The following is a 19,164-nucleotide window of genomic DNA, read 5'->3' as shown; positions in this document are numbered from 1 at the left end:
CCAATGACCGCTTTTTTGAGTAAGTAATATTAGGCAGATGTACCAGTTTTGGCTTTAAGGCTCTGAGTCATGCCGTTGATATCACCACCTTGAATACCAAGCTCACTCATCAGACTGTCAATAAGCGGTGCTTGGCTACGATAACGTAGGGCGCTATTCACTACCTGATCTGATAGAGCAACATTACCATTCTCATGATGGGCATCTGCCTGACAGGCACCGGTATGACCGCCATGTAGGCCATTCACTTGGAGAATCTTGATATCATCAATATTTTCCATTGGCTTGACACTTTCCCGGATAATTTCAGGCAAGTATTTCAGCATGGCCAGACGAATCTGCATTTCGACCTGTTCATGTGACAGGACGTTATTGGCTTCATTGACCGCACGCGTACCTTCAGCATCCACCTGATACTGTTTTTCCATTGCCTGAGCCAGTAGGATTTTTGCATCCGCTTCACCCTTGGCTTTAAGGCGGACTTTTTCTGCTTCGGCTTCAGCCGCAATCCGCACAGCTTCTGCATCATCTGCTGCCGCCTGTTTGCCAGCTTCAGCAGCAACTGTAATTGCAATCGCATCTTTTTCAGCGTGTTCTTTGGCTGCGACCAGCTCAACTGCCTTTTGACGCTCTGCCTGCTGGATTTGACGTACGGTAATGACTTCTTCTTCCGCTTTTACCGCTTGTGCACGTGCCTGATCAGCTTGGGCTTTAGCTTCAGATTCAGCACGTGATTTTTCCGCAATAGCAATGGCGCGGTCCTGTTCAGCCAGTTCAATGGTTTTCTTTTGCTCGACCTGTGCTTTTTGAATCAGCTGAGCCTTTTGAATATTTTCATTTTCGACATCACGAGCGGCCAAAATACGCTTGAGTTCGACTTCTCGTTCAGCGGCAATTTGTGCTTCTTCTGCTTCACGTTTTTTGCCGGCTTCCTGAGCGGCAATTTCAGCCAGCTGTTCAGCACGGCGAATGGCAATTTCACGTTCTTGTTGCAGTTTGGCATATTCTTCTTCACGAATAATTTGCAGGCGCGCCTGTTCAGCTTCCAGATTTTTGGTTTTAATCGCCAGATCGGTATCCTGTTCAATATGGTTGCGCTTACGACGACGGTCTTCAATGGTTTCAGTGAGCTTGGTCAGACCTTCAGCATCAAACGCATTTTGCGGATTGAAGTATTTAAATCCGGTCTGATCCAGTCCAGTCAAGGAAACCGTTTCAAGCTCCAGACCATTTTTATGTAAATCTTCTGAAACGACTTGCTGAACTTTTTGCACGAAATCGACGCGTTTTTCATGCAGTTCTTCCATGGCCATTTCTGCCGCCACTGCGCGCAGTGAATCAACAAATTTACCTTCCACCAGATTTTTCAGTTCATTCGGTGACATGGTTTTTTGACCAAGGGTTTGTGCTGCGGTGGCAATTGAATCTGCGGTAGGCTTGACCCGTACATAGAATTCGGCCATGACATCGACCCGCATACGGTCACGGGTAATCAGTGCCTGATCATCAGCACGGCGGACTTCAAGACGTAGGGTGTTCATATTTACCGGAATAATTTCATGTAACACCGGAAGCACGATTGCGCCTCCACCTAAAATCACTTTTTCTCCACCCCAACCGGTACGCACAAAGGAAATTTCCTTGCTTGAACGACGGTATAAGCGTGCAATGATGAGACCGAAGGTCACCAGTGCCACAAAAATAATTCCCGCAATAATTAAAATATTATATAAATCAAATGTTAACATTGTTGTAAAGTCTCAATTGAGTGCTAGCTAAATAAAATTAAAGTGCAATGGCTTGAAAGCCGTTCTTGGTTTTGTGGGTTAGAACTACATTCTGGCCTTGATTTAAAACTTGATTGTTTTCTGGTTCGACCAGCACATAATGGGTCTGGCCATGTTGATCCCGGACTTTGGCTTGTGCGGGAGAATTCACTTTGGCATCTCCCAGAATAATGGTCGCGGTACGTCCGATGAGTTCATCGCTATGAATCGCAGAGGTTTCATCTTGGGGCAGGAGCTTACTGGCGGCCATGGCAAGAAAGCGCACCACAGGCATACACAGAAACAGGCAGGCTGGAGAAATCAGCCAGACGTTAAACAGCTGACTGGTCAGGCGCTCAAATATTCCCTGAATCAATAAACCGCTCAAGCCATAACTGGTCAGGAAAATGATTAGCCAGATAAATAAAGGCAGACGCCCCAGATATAACCAGTCAAATACTTTGCTGAAAACACCGGGAGACTGATCCGGGCTTATTTCCGGTTGCAGGGAATCTTCAGGTAAAAACTGTTCGAAGATATGCTGAGAGCCGCCGCCGAGCAGCAATAGAATACATTCTAGTGCAGCAAACATCAGCATTAGGCTCAGGCTAATACTAAATACGATATTTGATGGATGCGTAAACAGTTCCCACATTTCTTTATCTCTATAATTATGTTTTTAGGAAAAGTGTCTGAAAGTTTTTATTGATATAACGATAACAGTAATTGCTGATTTTGTATGCAAAAAAATAACAAAAAACCTTACAAACAAGGATTGAATATGTTGATTATTTAATATTTATTGAACTATTAAAATTAATAATAAACTATAAGAAGCTAACTGGATGTTTGAGCAAGTGATGCCATAGCGGCAATAGGAATTCTGAATAGCATGGCATTCTGTGTGTGCTTGCCTGAGAAAGGATAGAGATACATCGACCTGAGTATCTCCAAATTTTTCTGTTCAAGTTTAAAGTAGGGCAGTCTGAATCCGGACTTTCATATCTAGAGTCTGTTGCAGAATATACTGTTGCATCCATTTGACTTGTTCGCCCATAGGATTAATCTTGACTGCAGTATTCAGGAAGTCGAGATCAGGCTGCTTGAAAAGCTGCTTTTGCAAGGTTTGCTCCAAAATCTGACTGTTGGTTGTCAAAGGTAATGCCACTAGATAGAACGCTTTAGGATAATTATAAAAGGCATATAATAAGTTAAAGGCTTTTTGATCACCTTTGAGGTTGCCAGCACCAATTTCGTAAGCTGCGTTCTGGTTACTATAAGTAACGCCGATTAGAAATTCCCAATGACCTTCTTGCAAACGCAGACCAAACTGTAATCCAATTTGATCCGCGGTCAGCTCGTGTTGCAGATAGATATTTAAAGGCTTGCCATCATCACTGAAAGGTTCTTGCAAGACCAAAATATGTTGCTGGTGCTGATAAATATAACCAGCAAGCTGGGCCTGTTCCAGACGGGTTTTTACAGTGGTGAGATCAAAAGCGCTATAGGGCATAAATGAAGTATATCAAGAGGGAGAATTGAGTCTTACTCTAGTAATTTTTTAACTATTTGAGAACCACTACTTTAGATTATTTTCCTAGGATTTTATTGGTTTAGCGACAGGTTAATATATACCTCTACCACACAATATCATCGCTTGAATTGTGCAAATTATTGATTCATAAAAACTGATATTCATTATTGATGAATTTTTATATGAGCTTTTAATATATCAATATCATAAAACAAGCAATGGATAGGATAAGTAAATCACTATAATGAATATAAATTTTCAAAAGTGTCATAAGTACACGTTTTTCTAAGCTGGTGTTGTCCATGTCGTTAAATGAGGAAAGACTTACTCATCTCAAACAGCTTGAAGCTGAGAGTATTCATATCATCCGCGAAGTTGCTGCCGAGTTTGAAAATCCGGTCATGCTGTATTCGATTGGTAAAGATTCAGCGGTCATGCTGCATCTTGCGCTAAAAGCGTTCTACCCAGCAAAACTTCCATTTCCATTATTACATGTCGATACAGGCTGGAAGTTTAAAGACATGATCACTTTCCGGGACAATATGGCGAAAACCCATGGTTTCGATTTGATCGTGCATCAGAATAAAGAAGGGGTTGAGGCAGGTATTAACCCGTTCGACCACGGTAGTTCTAAATATACCGACATCATGAAAACTCAGGGCTTAAAACAGGCCCTGGATAAATACGGTTTTGATGCTGCTTTTGGTGGCGCGCGCCGTGATGAAGAAAAATCACGTGCCAAGGAACGTGTTTATTCATTCCGTGATTCGAAACATCGTTGGGATCCGAAAAACCAGCGTCCAGAACTTTGGAATCTTTACAACGGTAAAGTGAACAAGGGCGAAAGTATTCGTGTATTCCCATTATCTAACTGGACTGAGCTGGATATCTGGCAATACATCTATTTGGAAAGTATTCCATTAGTACCACTTTATTTGGCTGCAGAACGTCCTGTGGTTGAACGTAGTGGCACACTTATTATGGTTGATGATGAACGTATGCCTTTAAAAGAAGGTGAAGTTCCACAAATGAAATCGGTACGTTTCCGTACGTTGGGTTGTTATCCATTAACAGGTGCTGTGGAATCTACAGCCAATACCTTGCCGGAAATTATTCAGGAAATGTTGCTGGCAACCAGTTCTGAGCGTCAAGGTCGTATGATTGACCATGATGAAGCAGGCTCGATGGAGAAGAAGAAGCAGGAAGGCTACTTCTAATTTAATCTCCCCCCTTGCGCAGCAATGCTGCTCACCTCTTTAAAAAGAGGGGGAACTCCTAAATCAGAACGGAGATAAAGTCCCTCTTTATTAAAGAGGGATTTAGGGAGATTAAAAAAAGATTCAAAACAACCGATTTCTAAAGAATATGTGGAGCTTTGAGCGATGTCTCATCAATCTGATTTAATCAGCCAAGATATCTTGGGCTATCTGAAACAACATGAAAATAAAGACCTGTTGCGTTTCCTGACTTGCGGTAACGTGGACGATGGTAAATCGACGTTAATCGGTCGTCTGCTGTATGATTCAAAATTGATTTATGAAGATCAATTACAGGCCGTGACCCGTGACTCGAAGAAAGTCGGTACGACAGGTGATGCACCTGATTTGGCACTTCTGGTCGATGGTTTGCAAGCAGAGCGTGAGCAAGGTATTACCATTGATGTGGCCTATCGTTATTTCTCGACAGAAAAGCGTAAGTTCATCATCGCGGATACGCCGGGACATGAACAGTACACCCGTAACATGGCAACTGGTGCATCGACGTGTGATCTTGCGATCATTTTGATTGATGCGCGTTATGGCGTGCAAACCCAGACGCGTCGTCATACTTTTATTGCGAGTTTGCTCGGTATCAAAAACATCATTGTTGCAATCAACAAGATGGACTTGGTGGAATTCTCTGAAACACGTTTCAATGAAATCCAGGCTGAATATGCGGCATTCGTTGCACAATTGGGCGATCGCAAACCAAGCAATATCATCTTTACGCCTATTTCTGCATTGAATGGCGATAACGTGGTGAACAAGTCAGCCAATACGCCATGGTACACTGGTGAAACGCTGATGGGTACACTTGAATCGGTGGAAATTAACCGTAGTTCAGCGAAGCAGGATTTCCGTTTCCCTGTGCAATACGTGAACCGTCCAAACCTCGACTTCCGTGGTTTCTGCGGTACGATCGCACTTGGCGATATCAATGTTGGCGATACCGTAACAGCATTACCTTCTGGTAAATCATCGACTGTCAAAGAAATTGTCACTTTTGATGGCAATCTTGAGCATGCAGTTGCAGGTCAGGCAGTGACTTTAACGCTTAACGATGAAATTGATATTTCACGTGGTAACGTGTTAATTCGTGCGGATCAAGCTGTTCCAAATATTTCCCGTTCAGTTCAAGCGACTGTTGTGTGGATGGCAGATCAACCACTTGTACTGGGTAAGCTGTACAACATCAAGATTGGTACGCAAACCGTTCCGGCAAAAGTAACGGCAATTCATTACCGTACCAACGTTAACACATTGGAAAAAGTTCAGGTGGATAAACTTGAGCTAAATGCAATCGCCAATGTGACTGTTGAATTTGATGCACCAGTGGTCTTTGACCGTTATCAAGACAGCCGTTTCACCGGTTCGTTTATCTTCATCGATCGTTTGAATAACGTGACGATTGGTGCTGGTATGGTGGAAGAATCAGTTGAATGGTCTGCACACGATGAGCCTGTCACTGCAGAAGCACGTGCGGCACGTTTGGGTCAAAAACCTGCTGCGATGACTGTATCTGGTAAAGCTTTGGAAAATGCTCAGGCGCTAGAAAGCTTGCTGATTCAGCAAGGGATCGTTGCTATTGCTAAAGCAGGTTTGAATGCGGAGCAGGTTGCACTGGTTCGTGAAACTGGTGTGGTTGTGATTACCGATGCTGCTGAAGGTACAGACACGACTTTAACCGTAGATACAGTTGAAGAACTTGCTGAGAAGATTGTGGAATTGGTTCGTCTTTAAGACTGGACTGATTTGAAGAAACCCGCTGAAAAGCGGGTTTTTTATTGCCTAAATTTTGATTGCATGAAAATCATTCGATTAGTCAAAATGTGATCTTTCAATTTACTAGTCAATTAATACAATACTCCCTAGATTTGGGGAATATATGAAAAAATTAATATTGCTGGCTGGCTTGTGTGTGGCTTTTGGAGCTGAAGCCAAACAGAGCAGCCAAAGCGTTGAAGCAATCAAGCAAAAAATAATCCAGCAGTCGATTGAGAATTATCCGGGAAATTGTCCGTGTCCTTACAATACTGCAAGTAATGGTAGTCGTTGTGGTAAGCGTAGTGCTTATAATCGTGCAGGCGGATATGCGCCGCTGTGTTATCCGGAAGATGTGAGTGATCGAATGGTAAAGGAATATAAAGGGCGTAGTTAATTAAAGGCTCCGTATTTAGATAGTGAGCTAAAAGAAATATTTTTGTTAGATTTGGCTTCACATGGGTAATTATTCATAAGAATCATTGAGGACTAAGGCCAGAATTGCTTTCATTTCGGTTAAACTTTTCACGCCTGCAATCCTTTTAATAATTTCTCCATTTCTAAAAATAAGCGTAGAAGGCAAACCATAGGCATTATAGCGCAAGGTTAAAATCGGAGACTGATCCACATTGATCTTGCCAAATTTAACTTCAGGATTTACCTCAGCATAGTATGTCGCCAGTTCGGCAAAGACCGGAAAATTCTGAACACAGGGCTTGCACCAGTCTGCATAAAAGCGAATCACGGCAAAACCTTCAAACCACTCAAAATCACTGTAATTGTTTTCGTTATATTCGATCACTTGGGTCATGGTTGGCCTATTATCAATTTCCTGAATAGTCCCCCGATTATACATAAGTCCGATGTAGCTTCATTCCTCATGCTAACTATGTTCAAATAAGTCCAAGATATATGAAATGCATAGATTAGGGAAAGAAATCATGTCGCAACAAACCATGCAGCAAGTCATTATTACAGAACCAGGTGGTGTCGATAAACTCGCTTATGAAACGGTGACTTTACCTGAACCTAAAGCAGATGAAGTTCTGGTGAAAGTTCATGCCTTTGGTATTAACCGTCCAGATATCCTGCAGCGTCAAGGCTTATATCCGATGCCGAAAGGGGTAACGCCAGTTCCTGGCCTGGAAGTGGCAGGTGAGGTGGTTGCGATTGGTAGTGATGTAAGTCAGTTTAAAGTTGGTGATCAAGTCTGTGGTTTGACCAATGGTGGCGGTTATGCTGAATATTGCGTCATACCTGAAAGCCAGACCTTGAATATTCCTGAAGGCGTAAGTTTTGTACAGGCAGCGGCCATTCCTGAAACTTTCTTTACTGTATGGGCGAACGTGTTCCAGATGGGTAAGGCCAAAGCAGGGGAAACTGTACTGGTACATGGTGGAACGAGCGGGATTGGTACGACTGCTTTAATGTTGTGTAAATCACTCGGAATCAAAACTTTTGCAACTGTCGGTTCAGATGAAAAAGTTGCGGCTATTTCTGATTTAACCACGGCTATTAATTATAAAACTCAGGACTTTGAGCAAGTTATTAATGAAGCCACTGACAATGGTGGTGTCGATGTCATTTTAGATATGGTCGGTGCACCATATTTAGAGCGTAATTTGAATTTGTTGCGCCGTGATGGACGTCTGGTCTATATCGCTTTCTTGGGTGGTGCCAAGGCCAAAGAAGTCAAACTGGGTCAAATCATGATGAAACGTCTGACCATTACCGGTTCGACCATGCGTGCACGCAGCACGGCTGAAAAAGCGGAAATTGCACAAGGCCTGAAAGAGCAGATTACACCATTGTGGGCAAAAGGCGAATGTCTCCCGATGATCTATAAAACGTTTAAGTTCGATCAGATTCAGGATGCCCATGCCACAATGGATACTGGAGAGCATGTGGGTAAAGTTGTAGTTGAAATTATTTAATACGAGATAAGTGATTCAAAAAAAGCCAGTAATTTTACTGGCTTTTTTTAATTTTAAGTAAAATATTATTACAAATAAATATATAAAATCTTGAATAAAAATTAAAAATGTTAACTGTTCGACACAACCTGTCAATTATGACACGTAAATTGCATGTATAGATAATTCCGACCAAATGGTTAAACATTCACATGAATGTGAGAGGGAAAATAAGATGAAAATTATTTCAACAGCATATAGTTCAAAACATAGTTTAAGAGCATTACGACGTATTCATAAAATGATTATTCGCGGAACCATCAGCTGGGTAGAGTTACATAAAATGTATCGGGCGATGCTGCATCTGGAGCGTTATATAGAAAGATTAACAATACAAAATCGTCATTCAAGCAAGAAAGCATCCAGAAAATCCAAATAAGATCTTGTATTTTTAGGGTGAATAAAGGGTCAAGATCTGATGCAAAAAAATATCTTAGACTTTGTCCTAATATTATTCATTGATCGGCATTCAGTATAATCATTCAACATCTAGCGATAAATAAGTACATGAGAATGTATTAAGTGGGGATTTATGAAGCGCCCAGCTTCAACACATGAGCGTCTTGCAGAGCGTTTAGCCAGAATTTTGACCAAATTAAATATCGGATATCAACTCCGGGCTGCAGAGCTAGCTGCAGAATTTCAGGTCAGTACCCGCACCATTGAGCGTGATTTTGATCGTCTAGGCTCTTACTTGCCCTTACTTCAAGATGAACAGAAACGATATTATCTGGAACCCTCTTATTTAGGGCGGTTTAAATTGCAGGATATCCAGACTTTTGCCCAGCTTTCGGGGATCAGTGAGTTGTATCCGGCGTTGGATATGTCTTTTATGCGTGAACTGCTGGGTGAGCGGGCAAATCAGGTATTTTCGGCAAAAGGCTATTATTTTGAAGATGCCAAACAGTTTGCCGAACATTTCAAGTTGCTTGCAAGCGCAATCTATAAACGTCAGCAGGTTGAGTTGCAATATTCAGATCAATTGCGAATCATTAAGCCTTATCGCTTGATTCACCATCATGGTATCTGGTATCTGGTGGGGGTAGATCAGGACAAGTTGCGCACTTATCGCTTAAGTCAGGTGCAACAGCTCAAGCTGGTTTCTGAAGCAGAGAGCTTTGCGCATGATCCTGAAGTGCTGAAAATGCTGGCAGATGAAGACAGCATCTGGTTTGGGCAGCAAAAGCAGCAAGTCTTAATCAAGGTACAACCTGAAGTCAGGGTTTTTTTTAAAGAGCGCCGTTTATTTCCAGAACAGCAGATCGAGCAGGAAGCCGAGACTGGAGAGTTAGTGATCAGTTGCCAGATTCGTCACGAAATGCAGTTGTTGCCTTTGGTGCGTTACTGGTTGCCCTATGTGAAAATTATTGAGCCGATTCATTTTCAGCAGAAACTGGAACAGGATTTGCAAGGATATTTACGTTCTGCTGGATAATATTGAGAAAGCAGAGCAGGGTGGCCTGATTAATGATGACGCTGTAAATAGGAATTTAATTTACTTATTTTTTGATTAACTAAATTACAGGCATAAAAAAACCAGCTTTCGCTGGGTTCTTTATTTGCACCATCTTTCTATAGTAGAAGAATGGTGCCCGAGGCCAGACTCGAACTGGCACGCTTTGTGGGCGGGGGATTTTAAATCCCCTGTGTCTACCGATTTCACCACTCGGGCTTTAACAAGATGGAGGCGGAGGTCGGAATCGAACCGGCGTCCACGGAGTTGCAGTCCGCTGCATGACCACTCTGCCACCCCGCCGCGTCTTGTTGATGCGTATATTAGCAAGCTCAGAAAAAAAAACAATAGTGTATTCATCTGTATGCGCATAAAAACATCATCTGGCGGAAAATATTTAAATTATTCATGTAGAATGTGCAAAATTGATTCATATCAACACTTGGGAGAAGTGCCGTGGCATTAGTTCTAGACGGTCGTGCATTGGCGAAGCAAATTGAAGCTGACTTGTTTACTCGCGTAGAAGCGCTGAAAGCAAAATCAGGTCGTACTCCAATTCTTGCGACGATTTTGGTAGGTGACGATGGTGCATCTGCAACTTATGTTCGCATGAAAGGCAATGCCTGCCGCCGTGTTGGTATGGATTCACTCAAAGTGGAACTTCCTAAAGAAACCACAACTGAAGAATTATTGGCTGAAATTGAAAAATTAAATGCAAATCCTGATGTGCACGGTATTCTGCTTCAGCACCCGGTTCCTGCGCAAATTGATGAGCGTGCCTGTTTCGATGCAATCTCGCTTGAAAAAGACGTAGATGGTGTCACTTGCCTGGGCTATGGTCGTATGGCAATGGGTGAGGCAGCCTATGGTTCAGCGACGCCTGCGGGTATTATGACTATCCTGAAAGAGAACAACATTGAAATCGCTGGTAAACATGCGGTAGTTGTAGGTCGTTCTGCAATTTTGGGTAAACCAATGGCTGCGATGCTGCTAGAAGCGAATGCAACCGTAACCATTTGCCATTCACGTACTCAAGATCTTGCAAGCTTTGTTAAGCAAGCAGATATCATTGTCGGTGCGGTAGGTAAAGCAGAATTAATTCAAAAAGACTGGATCAAACAAGGTGCAGTGGTTGTTGATGCTGGTTTCCATCCACGTGATGGCGGTGGTGTTGGTGATATCCAACTTGTTGGCATTGAAGAAATTGCTTCTGCTTACACACCAGTTCCGGGTGGTGTAGGTCCAATGACGATTACCACTTTAATCCGTCAAACGGTTGAAGCTGCTGAAAAAGCTTTAGGTTAATCAAATCCTCCCTAACCCTCCTTTTTCAAAGGAGGGAACTCTGATCACTATTTTTGGATGGAGTTTCCCCCTCTTTTTTAAAGAGGGGCTAGGGGAGATTCTTCAAAGACATTAATACTAATTAAAAGAAATCTAATGAGCTGCACCTTCCGACTCCCTCAAGCCCCAGAACATCTACTAAAAGCCTTGCATGATGTGATTCCACACTGTGAGCTACATGCACAGCAATTGCCGGATACACCCATTTCCCTGTGGCTGATTCCGCCAGTATTCCCAACAGATAAGCTGGATGATGATGTGATTCGTCGCATTTGGAATGATACACCATACTGGATCTTTTGCTGGGCCTCAGGCTTGGCGATGGCGCAGTGGCTATTGGCAGAGCCGCATCATGTTAAAGACAAAGTAGTTTTGGATTTTGGGGCGGGATCGGGCGTAGTTGCCATTGCGGCGAAAATGGCAGGTGCAAAACGTGTGATCTGCTGTGATATCGATCAAGTTAGTCTAGATGCCTGTCGTGCCAATGCAGAGCTAAATGATGTCGAGCTTGAATATCTGGATGACATATATAAGGCAGAGAAAGTGGATATTTTATTAGCCGCAGATGTGCTCTATGATCAATGTAACCGTTTCTTCCTGGATGAGTTTTTAAAATTTGCACCTGAGGTGTGGGTTGCAGACAGTCGGGTAAAAAACTTTAGTCATCCTCAATATGAAAAACTGGATGAGCGTAGTGCGACGACCTGGCCGGATTTGGATGAATCGCCCGAATTTCGTAATGTCAGTTTCTATAAAACACGTTAAATTTAAAAAATCAAAAAGGGCACTAGGCCCTTTTTGATTGTCTTACTCTGATTAAGTAACTAAGTATCAGATATTAAGAACAGGTATAACGAATAACCCGCATGGTCGTAGGGCGGGCTTCTAAAGCTTCGCGTGCACCCGGGTTCTCGCTATTATGTAAATCAGGCGTATTGCTCAAGCTGATTTGCGTGCGGCTATTACCCAGTTGGCGGCCATAGTTTTCCTGTTCCGCAGTTGGATTGGAAATTTCATTGGTGCTTAAAATCTGGATGTTGTAAGTTTTGGAATTTCCTAATACGTGTCTGCAAGCGGCTTGCAAGCGATTTTCATCCTGGCTTGGTCGTCCTGAGAGGGTGTAGCTCAAGGTTGCTGTATTGCCTGAACGTTCCAGAATTTCATAGCCACTTTGTCCATTGAATTGATGGGGTGTGGTCTGACATGCACTCAGTACGAAACTGCTCGCAGCCATAGCCAAAATTACTGTTGTTCTTTTCATATTTATAGTTCCTGAAGTCTTGGCTTAAGTATGCCATATTTTGCTTAAACTGCTGCTCTGGTCAATTGTGATCAATTGTTTAAACAGCCAATAAAAAAGGCCGCTTACGCGACCTTTTTTAATTAAATCAGCAATTAAGCAGATTTAACCGCAGCAATAAGTTCTGCTTGACGAGTTTTTAACGCTTCCGGTAAACGCTCACCTAACTTATCGAACAATTCAGTATGGCTTTCAAGCTCTTTGATCCATTGATCTTTGTCTTGAGAAGTTACTAGGTCAAACTGTTCTTTAGTGAAGTCAGAACCAGTCCAGTTCAGCTGTTCGTAAGTAGGAACTAGGCCGATTGGTGTTTCAACAGCATCAGCACGACCTTCACAACGGTCAATGATCCACTCAAGAACACGCATGTTTTGACCGAAACCAGGCCATACGAAGTTGCCTTCAGCATCACGACGGAACCAGTTCACGTTGTAGATACCTGGAAGTTTGTTGCCAGCAGCAGCAGCTTTCGCACCCACTTGCTCACCCATTTCTAACCAGTGCGTGAAGTAATCTGCCATGTTGTAGCCCGCGAATGGAAGCATCGCGAACGGGTCACGACGAACAACACCTTGTTGACCAACAGCAGCAGCAGTTGTTTCAGAGCCCATCGTTGCAGCTTTGTAAACACCGTCAACCCAGTCAAATGCTTCTGAAATTAGAGGCACAGTGTCTGCACGGCGACCACCGAAGATGAACGCAGAAATTGGCACGCCAGCTGGATTTTCCCAGTCAGCGTCAATAGAAGGGCATTGACCAGCTGCAACTGTGAAACGAGCATTTGGATGCGCTGCTTTTTCTTCGCCAGTGTGTGGTTGACCTTTCCAGTTAGTCAGGTTGGCAGGCGCTTCTTTAGTCAGACCTTCCCACCATACTTCACCGTTGTCAGTCACAGCGACGTTTGTATAAATCACGTCTTTGTGCATGGTTGCCATACAGTTCGGGTTGGTCTTGGTGTTGGTACCAGGCGCTACACCGAAGAAGCCAGCTTCAGGGTTGATTGCATATAAGCGACCGTCTTCACCTGGTTTGATCCAAGCAATATCGTCACCTACAGTTTCAATCTTCCAGCCTTCATAGCCTGCTGGTGGAATCAACATAGCGAAGTTTGTTTTACCACATGCAGATGGGAATGCAGCTGCGATGTAGTGTTTTTCGCCTTGTGGATTGGTCACGCCAAGGATCAGCATGTGTTCAGCTAACCAGCCTTGTTGACGACCCATAAATGATGCAATACGTAATGCCAGGCATTTTTTACCCAACAATGCGTTACCGCCATAACCAGAACCATAAGACCAGATCTCACGAGTTTCTGGGTAATGCACGATGTATTTTTCTTTGTTGCAAGGCCATGCAACATCTTTTTCGCCGTTCGCAAGCGGAGCACCTACAGTGTGTACGCAAGGAACGTATTCACCGTCAGTACCAAGAACGTCATAAACAGCTTTACCCATACGAGCCATTTTAGACATGCTTACTGCAACGTAAGGAGAGTCAGTTAACTCGATACCGATATGAGCGATATGAGAACCCAATGGACCCATTGAGAATGGAACCACATAAAGTGTACGACCTGCCATTGAACCGTCAAATAAATCGTTCAATTTTTCGCGCATGACAGCAGGTGCTTCCCAGTTGTTGGTCGCGCCAGCATCGTCTTTGTTTTCAGAACAGATGTAAGTACGATCTTCAACACGTGCTACGTCAGAAGGATCAGAATTTGCAAGATAAGAACCAGGATGAGTTTCTTGATTCAGCGCTTGCATTGTGCCGTTAGCGATCATCAAGTCGATATAACGTTGATATTCTTCTGCGCTACCGTCACACCATTCAATTTTTGCTGGTTTTGTTAATTTAGCAATCTCTTCCACCCAAGCAATAAGCTTAGGGTGACGAACGAATTCTGGTGCGTTCACTTGGGTCATGGTGAGGCCTATCTCAAATGTGTACAAATTAGATGTACAAAGTACAATCCGAGCAATAAAAAATATCGCCCAGATGAAATATGAAAAAAAGTGGCTGTATTAAAGCATAAAATGATAAAAAAAATAAGACCAAAGAAGTGCTAGATTTCTTTTGGAATATAATGCTATTTTATTTATAAATATAAGTAAAACAACAAGATAAAACTAAATATTTGAATTATTGATTCTATTTATTTAAATGATGAGTGGTATTTATTTTAAAAATTAATATTAAAATCATTATCTTAATTTTATAAGATCTCTAATATTCATTATTGATTAAATAAATGGTTGCCATTTGAATTTTACATAAAGCCACTGTTAATTGTCTATGAATTGGACAAAATGCCAATAGGCTTCAATGAAATTGCGCGAAAAATGTCTAATCAATCTAAACCCTTATCGCTGATTTTTAATCATAAAGCTGGTTTTCGCATACAGGGGCCAGAAGGCATTTATGAACAGCTGATCGATATATTTTCAGCGCAGGGTTATCAAACTAAAGCTTATGAAATCAATGATTCACAGCAATTTGATAAAATTATGGTTGAGGTGCTTGAACAGCATTTGGCATCTAGCGAGTCAGGAATCATCGTTGCGGCAGGCGGAGATGGCACTTTAAATACAGTCGCCAAACATGTGTTGAATACGCAAATTCCTGTCGGTATTTTGCCTTTAGGGACTTTTAACTATGTGGCGAGATTATTGGGGATTCCGCTGGATTTGCTTGAAGCGGCAAAAGTGATTGCGACAGGACAGCCACAACGTATGAATGTTGCCCGGATCAATCAGGAAATTTATCTGAATAATGCCAGTTTAGGTCTATATCCTTTATTTATTAAAAAACGTGAAGACTATAATCGTATTTTTGGTCGCTTACCGCTACATGCCTATACTTCTGCACTGGATGTTTTAATTCGCGACCGTAAAGAATTAAAACTAAAAATCTGGGTGGATCAAAAGAAATATCCGGTAAAAACACCACTGATTTTTTTTGGCAATAATCCCTTGCAACTGGCGGATATGAAAATGCGCATTGCAGAAGCGGCTGAAAAAGGCAAAGTGGCGGGAGTTGTAGTTTCTAAAAGTGATAAGCTTACTTTATTTAAGCTAGTGTATCAGCTGATTCGTGGCAAGATTGACCAGGCATCGGATGTTTATAGTTTTGCAGCCGATCAAGTTCGAATCGAATCCCGAGCCAAGAAACTGATGGTAGCGATTGATGGGGAAATTGTGGAAATGGCCCCGCCACTCAATATTTCTGTATTAAAAGATAGCCTAAACGTAATGGTGCCACATGATCCTGCATCTGTCTGATCTGCATTTTGGAACAGAGAAGCCGGAGTGTTTAGAAGCGATTCGGCATTTCTGTCAGACCCATCCACTTGAAGCCGTCGTCATCAGTGGTGACCTGACTCAGCGCGCACGTTTGGGTCAATTCTTTGCCTGCAAAAAATTTTTAGATCAGCTCAATACGCCTTATATGGTGATCCCGGGGAATCATGATATTCCGCTCTATCATTTGTGGAATCGGCTTTTCAATCCATTTACCCGTTACCAGATTTTTTTTGGTGAATTGGAGCCAATATTTGAAACTGAAAATTTTTATCTGATTGGGGTGAATTCGATCCGACGTCGATATCATACCAAAGGGCATTTATCCCTTGAGCAGATTCAGCGTATTGACCTGACGCTGGCGCAGGCACCTGCGTCCAAATTAAAAATCATTGTCAGCCATCAGCCTTTTTATGTGCCTTTTCAAAATAAGCGCGGTTTCAAGGACAGCCCATTGATGGCCAAAATTGCTTTAGAGGCCTGGGCAGAGCATGGTCTGTTTGCGGTGTTGCATGGGCATCTGCATCAACCGGCGATTTATGATTTGAATCAGATGTTCGGATTGGGGATGGATCATCCTGTATATGATGTACATGCAGGGACTTCTGCGTCAAATCGTCTACATAAAGATGAACCGAACAGCTTTAATCTGATTGATGCCACAGGAAAAATTTCTCAATATTTATTCGATGAAGTGGCACAAGCCTTTATGTTGAAGGCTGATCTGCCGAATAAATAGACGAAAACCTATGATTCGTTAAAAAAAACCAATTTTTTTTCATTTTTGCCCTTGAAGCGTTTTATTCCATCTCCATAAAAGTGACATCAAAAATTTTTGATGATGACCCATGGAATAATTAAGTCGTCATCAGTGACCTAAAAAAGACTTAGTCTGATGGAGTTATTTATGAGCAACATTCGTCCATTACATGACCGCGTTGTTATTCGTCGTGTTGAAGAAGAAACTAAAACAGCTGGGGGCATTTTACTTCCAGGTTCGGCTGCTGAAAAACCTGCTCAAGGTGAAATCATTGCAGTTGGTAATGGTCAAATCACTGACAATGGCGTACGCGCGTTAGACGTAAAAGTTGGCGACAAAGTATTGTTCGGTACTTATGCAGGTACTACTGTAAAAGTAAACGGCGAAGAGCTTTTAATCATGAAAGAATCTGACATTTTAGCGGTATTAGAAGCTTAATCTGCGCTAAAAAGTTTTATTCGTTCCAAATCAGATTTTGTAAAGATACAACAATATTCGGAGTCAAATATGTCAGCTAAAGACGTAAAATTTGGTGATTCAGCTCGTTCAAAAATGATTGCTGGTGTAAACACCCTTGCAGATGCAGTAAAGGTTACTTTGGGTCCTAAGGGCCGTAACGTTGTTATCGACCGTTCTTTTGGTGCACCGCACATCACTAAAGATGGTGTCACTGTTGCCAAAGAAATTACGCTGAAAGACAAGTTCGAGAACATGGGTGCTCAACTGGTTCGTGAAGTTTCTTCAAAAACTAACGATATCGCAGGTGATGGTACAACGACTGCAACTGTATTGGCACAAGCAATTTTGAATGAAGGCATCAAGTCAGTAACAGCGGGTATGAACCCAATGGACTTGAAACGCGGTATCGATATTGCGGTACGTTCTGTAGTTGAAAACATCAAGGCAACTGCAAAACCAGCATCAGACTCTAAAGCGATTGAACAAGTAGGTTCGATCTCTGCTAACTCTGATACGACTGTAGGTCAGCTGATTGCGCAAGCAATGGAAAAAGTGGGCAAAGAAGGCGTGATCACGGTTGAAGAAGGTTCAGGCTTCGAAGATTCGCTTGACGTAGTTGAAGGCATGCAGTTCGACCGCGGTTATATTTCTCCGTACTTCGCGAACAAGCAAGATACTTTAACAGCTGAACTTGAAAATCCATTCATTCTTCTTGTTGATAAAAAAATCAGCAATATTCGTGAATTGATTACAGTACTTGAAGCTGTTGCTAAAACTGGCAAACCGCTTTTAATCATTTCTGAAGATGTTGAAGGCGAAGCGCTTGCGACGCTTGTTGTCAACAACATGCGCGGTATTATCAAAGTATGTGCGGTGAAAGCACCTGGTTTTGGTGATCGTCGTAAAGCTATGCTTCAAGACATCGCGATCTTGACTGGCGGTACTGTGATTTCTGAAGAAATCGGCATGCAGCTGGATCAAACGACGCTTGATCACTTGGGTACAGCACATAAAGTAACTGTATCTAAAGAAAATACTGTAATTGTAGATGGTGCTGGTAATGCTGGCCAAATCGCTGACCGTGTACAGCAAATCCGTGCACAGATCGAAGAATCTACTTCAGAATATGACAAAGAAAAACTTCAAGAGCGTGTAGCGAAACTTGCTGGCGGTGTTGCTGTCATCAAAATCGGTGCTGCAACTGAAGTTGCAATGAAAGAGAAAAAAGACCGTGTAGACGACGCGCTTCATGCGACTCGCGCTGCGGTTGAAGAAGGTGTTGTTGCGGGTGGTGGTGTTGCACTGGTACGTGCTGCATCTGCACTTGAAGGTGTAACAGGCGCGAATGATGACCAAAACGTAGGTATCAACATTCTTCGCCGCGCGATTGAAGCACCACTTCGTCAAATCGTATCTAACGCAGGTGATGAGCCTTCTGTAGTGATCAACGCTGTGAAGAATGGCGAAGGTAACTTCGGTTATAATGCTGCAACTGGCGAATATGGCGATATGCTGGAAATGGGTATTCTTGACCCTGCTAAAGTAACGCGTTCTGCACTTGAGCACGCGGCTTCTGTTGCTGGCTTGATGCTGACCACTGAATGCATGATCACTGAAATCCCAGAAGACAAACCTGCAATGCCTGATATGGGCGGCATGGGCGGCATGGGCGGCATGATGTAATTCATCATCCGAGCATTTCATAAAAAATCCCCGCAATAGCGGGGATTTTTTTATGCGTTTACAAAATTATGATGCGGACTTTTTAACTAATTTATAATTTAAATTACTGTCGATTTTTTTACCTGATTTCATCTCGCGTGCTTCAACAAAATTTTCACCGACAAAGAATTTACGATTTTCAGCTTTATTATCTAATGTGATGATTGAAGGATCTTGAGGGTCAAAACTGAAACTGCCTTTAGTTTCGGTCTCATTATTTCCGCCTTTACCTAAATATTCTTCATTTAGCTCATAGGTTTTATCCGGATTGAGATCTAGCTCGACCTTAATTCCTTCACAGTCAGCACAAGGAAAAACACCCTCGTATTCACCTGCCCAATCTAGTGAGGTTTCTGCGCTATCCGCACGGGTCACACTGGTATCCGCTTTATTTTGCTCCATCATGGCTGGGCTGGATTGAGCATTATTATTCATCGGCTCATTATCATTGGGCTTTGAACAGGCGGTTAAAGCTCCTGCAATAACGACTGCTATCGCAGCAGTAAGCGTTAATTTTTTCATTGTTTTGACCCT

19 protein-coding genes and 2 tRNA genes are annotated in these 19,164 nt (G+C 42.5%); 12 read left to right on the top strand and 9 right to left on the bottom strand.

The window, feature by feature from the left end:
- Positions 1-29 precede the first annotated feature (29 nt).
- The 3 genes from Q9R21_RS02220 to Q9R21_RS02210 all read right to left on the bottom strand — a co-directional run bounded on the left by Q9R21_RS02220 (position 30) and on the right by Q9R21_RS02210 (position 3,279).
- Positions 30-1,748 (bottom strand): flotillin family protein, encoded by a 1,719-nt coding sequence (locus Q9R21_RS02220; RefSeq protein ID WP_311203632.1) that lies wholly within the window; start codon positions 1,746-1,748, stop codon positions 30-32.
- Between the two features lie 37 nt (positions 1,749-1,785).
- Complete coding sequence (locus Q9R21_RS02215) at positions 1,786-2,421, bottom strand: YqiJ family protein (protein ID WP_311203631.1); 636 nt, start codon at positions 2,419-2,421, stop codon at positions 1,786-1,788.
- Positions 2,422-2,736: 315 nt separating this feature from the next.
- Positions 2,737-3,279, bottom strand: a complete 543-nt coding sequence (locus tag Q9R21_RS02210; RefSeq protein ID WP_311203630.1) for a hypothetical protein — start codon at positions 3,277-3,279, stop codon at positions 2,737-2,739.
- 323 nt (positions 3,280-3,602) lie between these two features.
- Here Q9R21_RS02210 and cysD point away from each other — a divergent pair, with 323 nt between their 5' ends.
- The 3 genes from cysD to Q9R21_RS02195 all read left to right on the top strand — a co-directional run bounded on the left by cysD (position 3,603) and on the right by Q9R21_RS02195 (position 6,717).
- Positions 3,603-4,517 carry a sulfate adenylyltransferase subunit CysD gene (gene cysD / locus Q9R21_RS02205; RefSeq protein WP_004730252.1) on the top strand — a complete coding sequence of 305 codons (915 nt, stop codon included), beginning with the start codon at positions 3,603-3,605 and terminating at the stop codon, positions 4,515-4,517.
- A gap of 165 nt (positions 4,518-4,682) precedes the next feature.
- The gene (gene cysN / locus Q9R21_RS02200) at positions 4,683-6,299 is read left to right on the top strand and encodes a sulfate adenylyltransferase subunit CysN (RefSeq protein ID WP_253098973.1); all 1,617 of its coding nucleotides are present in this window, start codon (positions 4,683-4,685) and stop codon (positions 6,297-6,299) included.
- 145 nt (positions 6,300-6,444) lie between these two features.
- Positions 6,445-6,717 (top strand): hypothetical protein, encoded by a 273-nt coding sequence (locus Q9R21_RS02195; RefSeq protein WP_004279462.1) that lies wholly within the window; start codon positions 6,445-6,447, stop codon positions 6,715-6,717.
- A 69-nt stretch (positions 6,718-6,786) separates the two neighbouring features.
- On the opposite strand, the gene Q9R21_RS02190 is transcribed toward Q9R21_RS02195, so the two are convergent.
- Positions 6,787-7,131, bottom strand: a complete 345-nt coding sequence (locus tag Q9R21_RS02190; RefSeq protein WP_004646305.1) for a co-chaperone YbbN — start codon at positions 7,129-7,131, stop codon at positions 6,787-6,789.
- Positions 7,132-7,261: 130 nt separating this feature from the next.
- Here Q9R21_RS02190 and Q9R21_RS02185 point away from each other — a divergent pair, with 130 nt between their 5' ends.
- From Q9R21_RS02185 to Q9R21_RS02175, 3 genes are all read left to right on the top strand, one after another.
- Complete coding sequence (locus tag Q9R21_RS02185; protein ID WP_311203629.1) at positions 7,262-8,254, top strand: NAD(P)H-quinone oxidoreductase; 993 nt, start codon at positions 7,262-7,264, stop codon at positions 8,252-8,254.
- Positions 8,255-8,468: 214 nt separating this feature from the next.
- Entirely contained in the window at positions 8,469-8,672 is a 204-nt protein-coding gene (locus tag Q9R21_RS02180) for a hypothetical protein (RefSeq protein WP_004646307.1), read from the top strand.
- A 153-nt stretch (positions 8,673-8,825) separates the two neighbouring features.
- Entirely contained in the window at positions 8,826-9,728 is a 903-nt protein-coding gene (locus tag Q9R21_RS02175; protein ID WP_311203628.1) for a WYL domain-containing protein, read from the top strand.
- A 151-nt stretch (positions 9,729-9,879) separates the two neighbouring features.
- Here Q9R21_RS02175 and Q9R21_RS02170 read toward each other — a convergent pair.
- Both Q9R21_RS02170 and Q9R21_RS02165 read right to left on the bottom strand, forming a co-directional pair.
- Positions 9,880-9,965: transfer RNA gene (locus tag Q9R21_RS02170), tRNA-Leu, on the bottom strand.
- 10 nt (positions 9,966-9,975) lie between these two features.
- Positions 9,976-10,049 (bottom strand) — tRNA-Cys (locus tag Q9R21_RS02165).
- Positions 10,050-10,202: 153 nt separating this feature from the next.
- On the opposite strand from Q9R21_RS02165, the gene folD reads away from it, so the two are divergent.
- The gene (folD, locus tag Q9R21_RS02160) at positions 10,203-11,051 is read left to right on the top strand and encodes a bifunctional methylenetetrahydrofolate dehydrogenase/methenyltetrahydrofolate cyclohydrolase FolD (RefSeq protein ID WP_004646309.1); all 849 of its coding nucleotides are present in this window, start codon (positions 10,203-10,205) and stop codon (positions 11,049-11,051) included.
- A 135-nt stretch (positions 11,052-11,186) separates the two neighbouring features.
- Positions 11,187-11,855 (top strand): 50S ribosomal protein L11 methyltransferase, encoded by a 669-nt coding sequence (locus Q9R21_RS02155; RefSeq protein ID WP_311203627.1) that lies wholly within the window; start codon positions 11,187-11,189, stop codon positions 11,853-11,855.
- A gap of 73 nt (positions 11,856-11,928) precedes the next feature.
- Here Q9R21_RS02155 and Q9R21_RS02150 read toward each other — a convergent pair whose 3' ends face one another.
- Both Q9R21_RS02150 and Q9R21_RS02145 read right to left on the bottom strand, forming a co-directional pair.
- Positions 11,929-12,351, bottom strand: a complete 423-nt coding sequence (locus tag Q9R21_RS02150; RefSeq protein WP_004646311.1) for a hypothetical protein — start codon at positions 12,349-12,351, stop codon at positions 11,929-11,931.
- Positions 12,352-12,485: 134 nt separating this feature from the next.
- Positions 12,486-14,315, bottom strand: a complete 1,830-nt coding sequence (locus tag Q9R21_RS02145) for a phosphoenolpyruvate carboxykinase (GTP) (protein WP_311203626.1) — start codon at positions 14,313-14,315, stop codon at positions 12,486-12,488.
- 417 nt (positions 14,316-14,732) lie between these two features.
- On the opposite strand from Q9R21_RS02145, the gene Q9R21_RS02140 reads away from it, so the two are divergent.
- From Q9R21_RS02140 to groL, 4 genes are all read left to right on the top strand, one after another.
- Positions 14,733-15,671 (top strand): diacylglycerol kinase family protein, encoded by a 939-nt coding sequence (locus Q9R21_RS02140; protein WP_034438446.1) that lies wholly within the window; start codon positions 14,733-14,735, stop codon positions 15,669-15,671.
- The gene (locus Q9R21_RS02135) at positions 15,652-16,428 is read left to right on the top strand and encodes a metallophosphoesterase (protein ID WP_004646314.1); all 777 of its coding nucleotides are present in this window, start codon (positions 15,652-15,654) and stop codon (positions 16,426-16,428) included. Before Q9R21_RS02140 ends, Q9R21_RS02135 begins: the two co-directional genes overlap by 20 nt.
- A 168-nt stretch (positions 16,429-16,596) precedes the next feature.
- Entirely contained in the window at positions 16,597-16,887 is a 291-nt protein-coding gene (groES, locus tag Q9R21_RS02130) for a co-chaperone GroES (RefSeq protein WP_004646315.1), read from the top strand.
- A 69-nt stretch (positions 16,888-16,956) separates the two neighbouring features.
- The gene (gene groL / locus Q9R21_RS02125) at positions 16,957-18,591 is read left to right on the top strand and encodes a chaperonin GroEL (RefSeq protein ID WP_004279474.1); all 1,635 of its coding nucleotides are present in this window, start codon (positions 16,957-16,959) and stop codon (positions 18,589-18,591) included.
- A 66-nt stretch (positions 18,592-18,657) separates the two neighbouring features.
- Here the strand turns inward: groL and Q9R21_RS02120 are convergent, their stop codons facing one another.
- Positions 18,658-19,152, bottom strand: a complete 495-nt coding sequence (locus Q9R21_RS02120; protein ID WP_005246940.1) for a copper resistance protein NlpE — start codon at positions 19,150-19,152, stop codon at positions 18,658-18,660.
- Positions 19,153-19,164 lie beyond the last annotated feature (12 nt).

Origin of the sequence: Acinetobacter sp. RG5 (genome assembly GCF_031844265.1) — a bacterium.
Classification (GTDB): domain Bacteria; phylum Pseudomonadota; class Gammaproteobacteria; order Pseudomonadales; family Moraxellaceae; genus Acinetobacter.
This window is presented reverse-complemented; position numbering and strand designations above follow the sequence as displayed.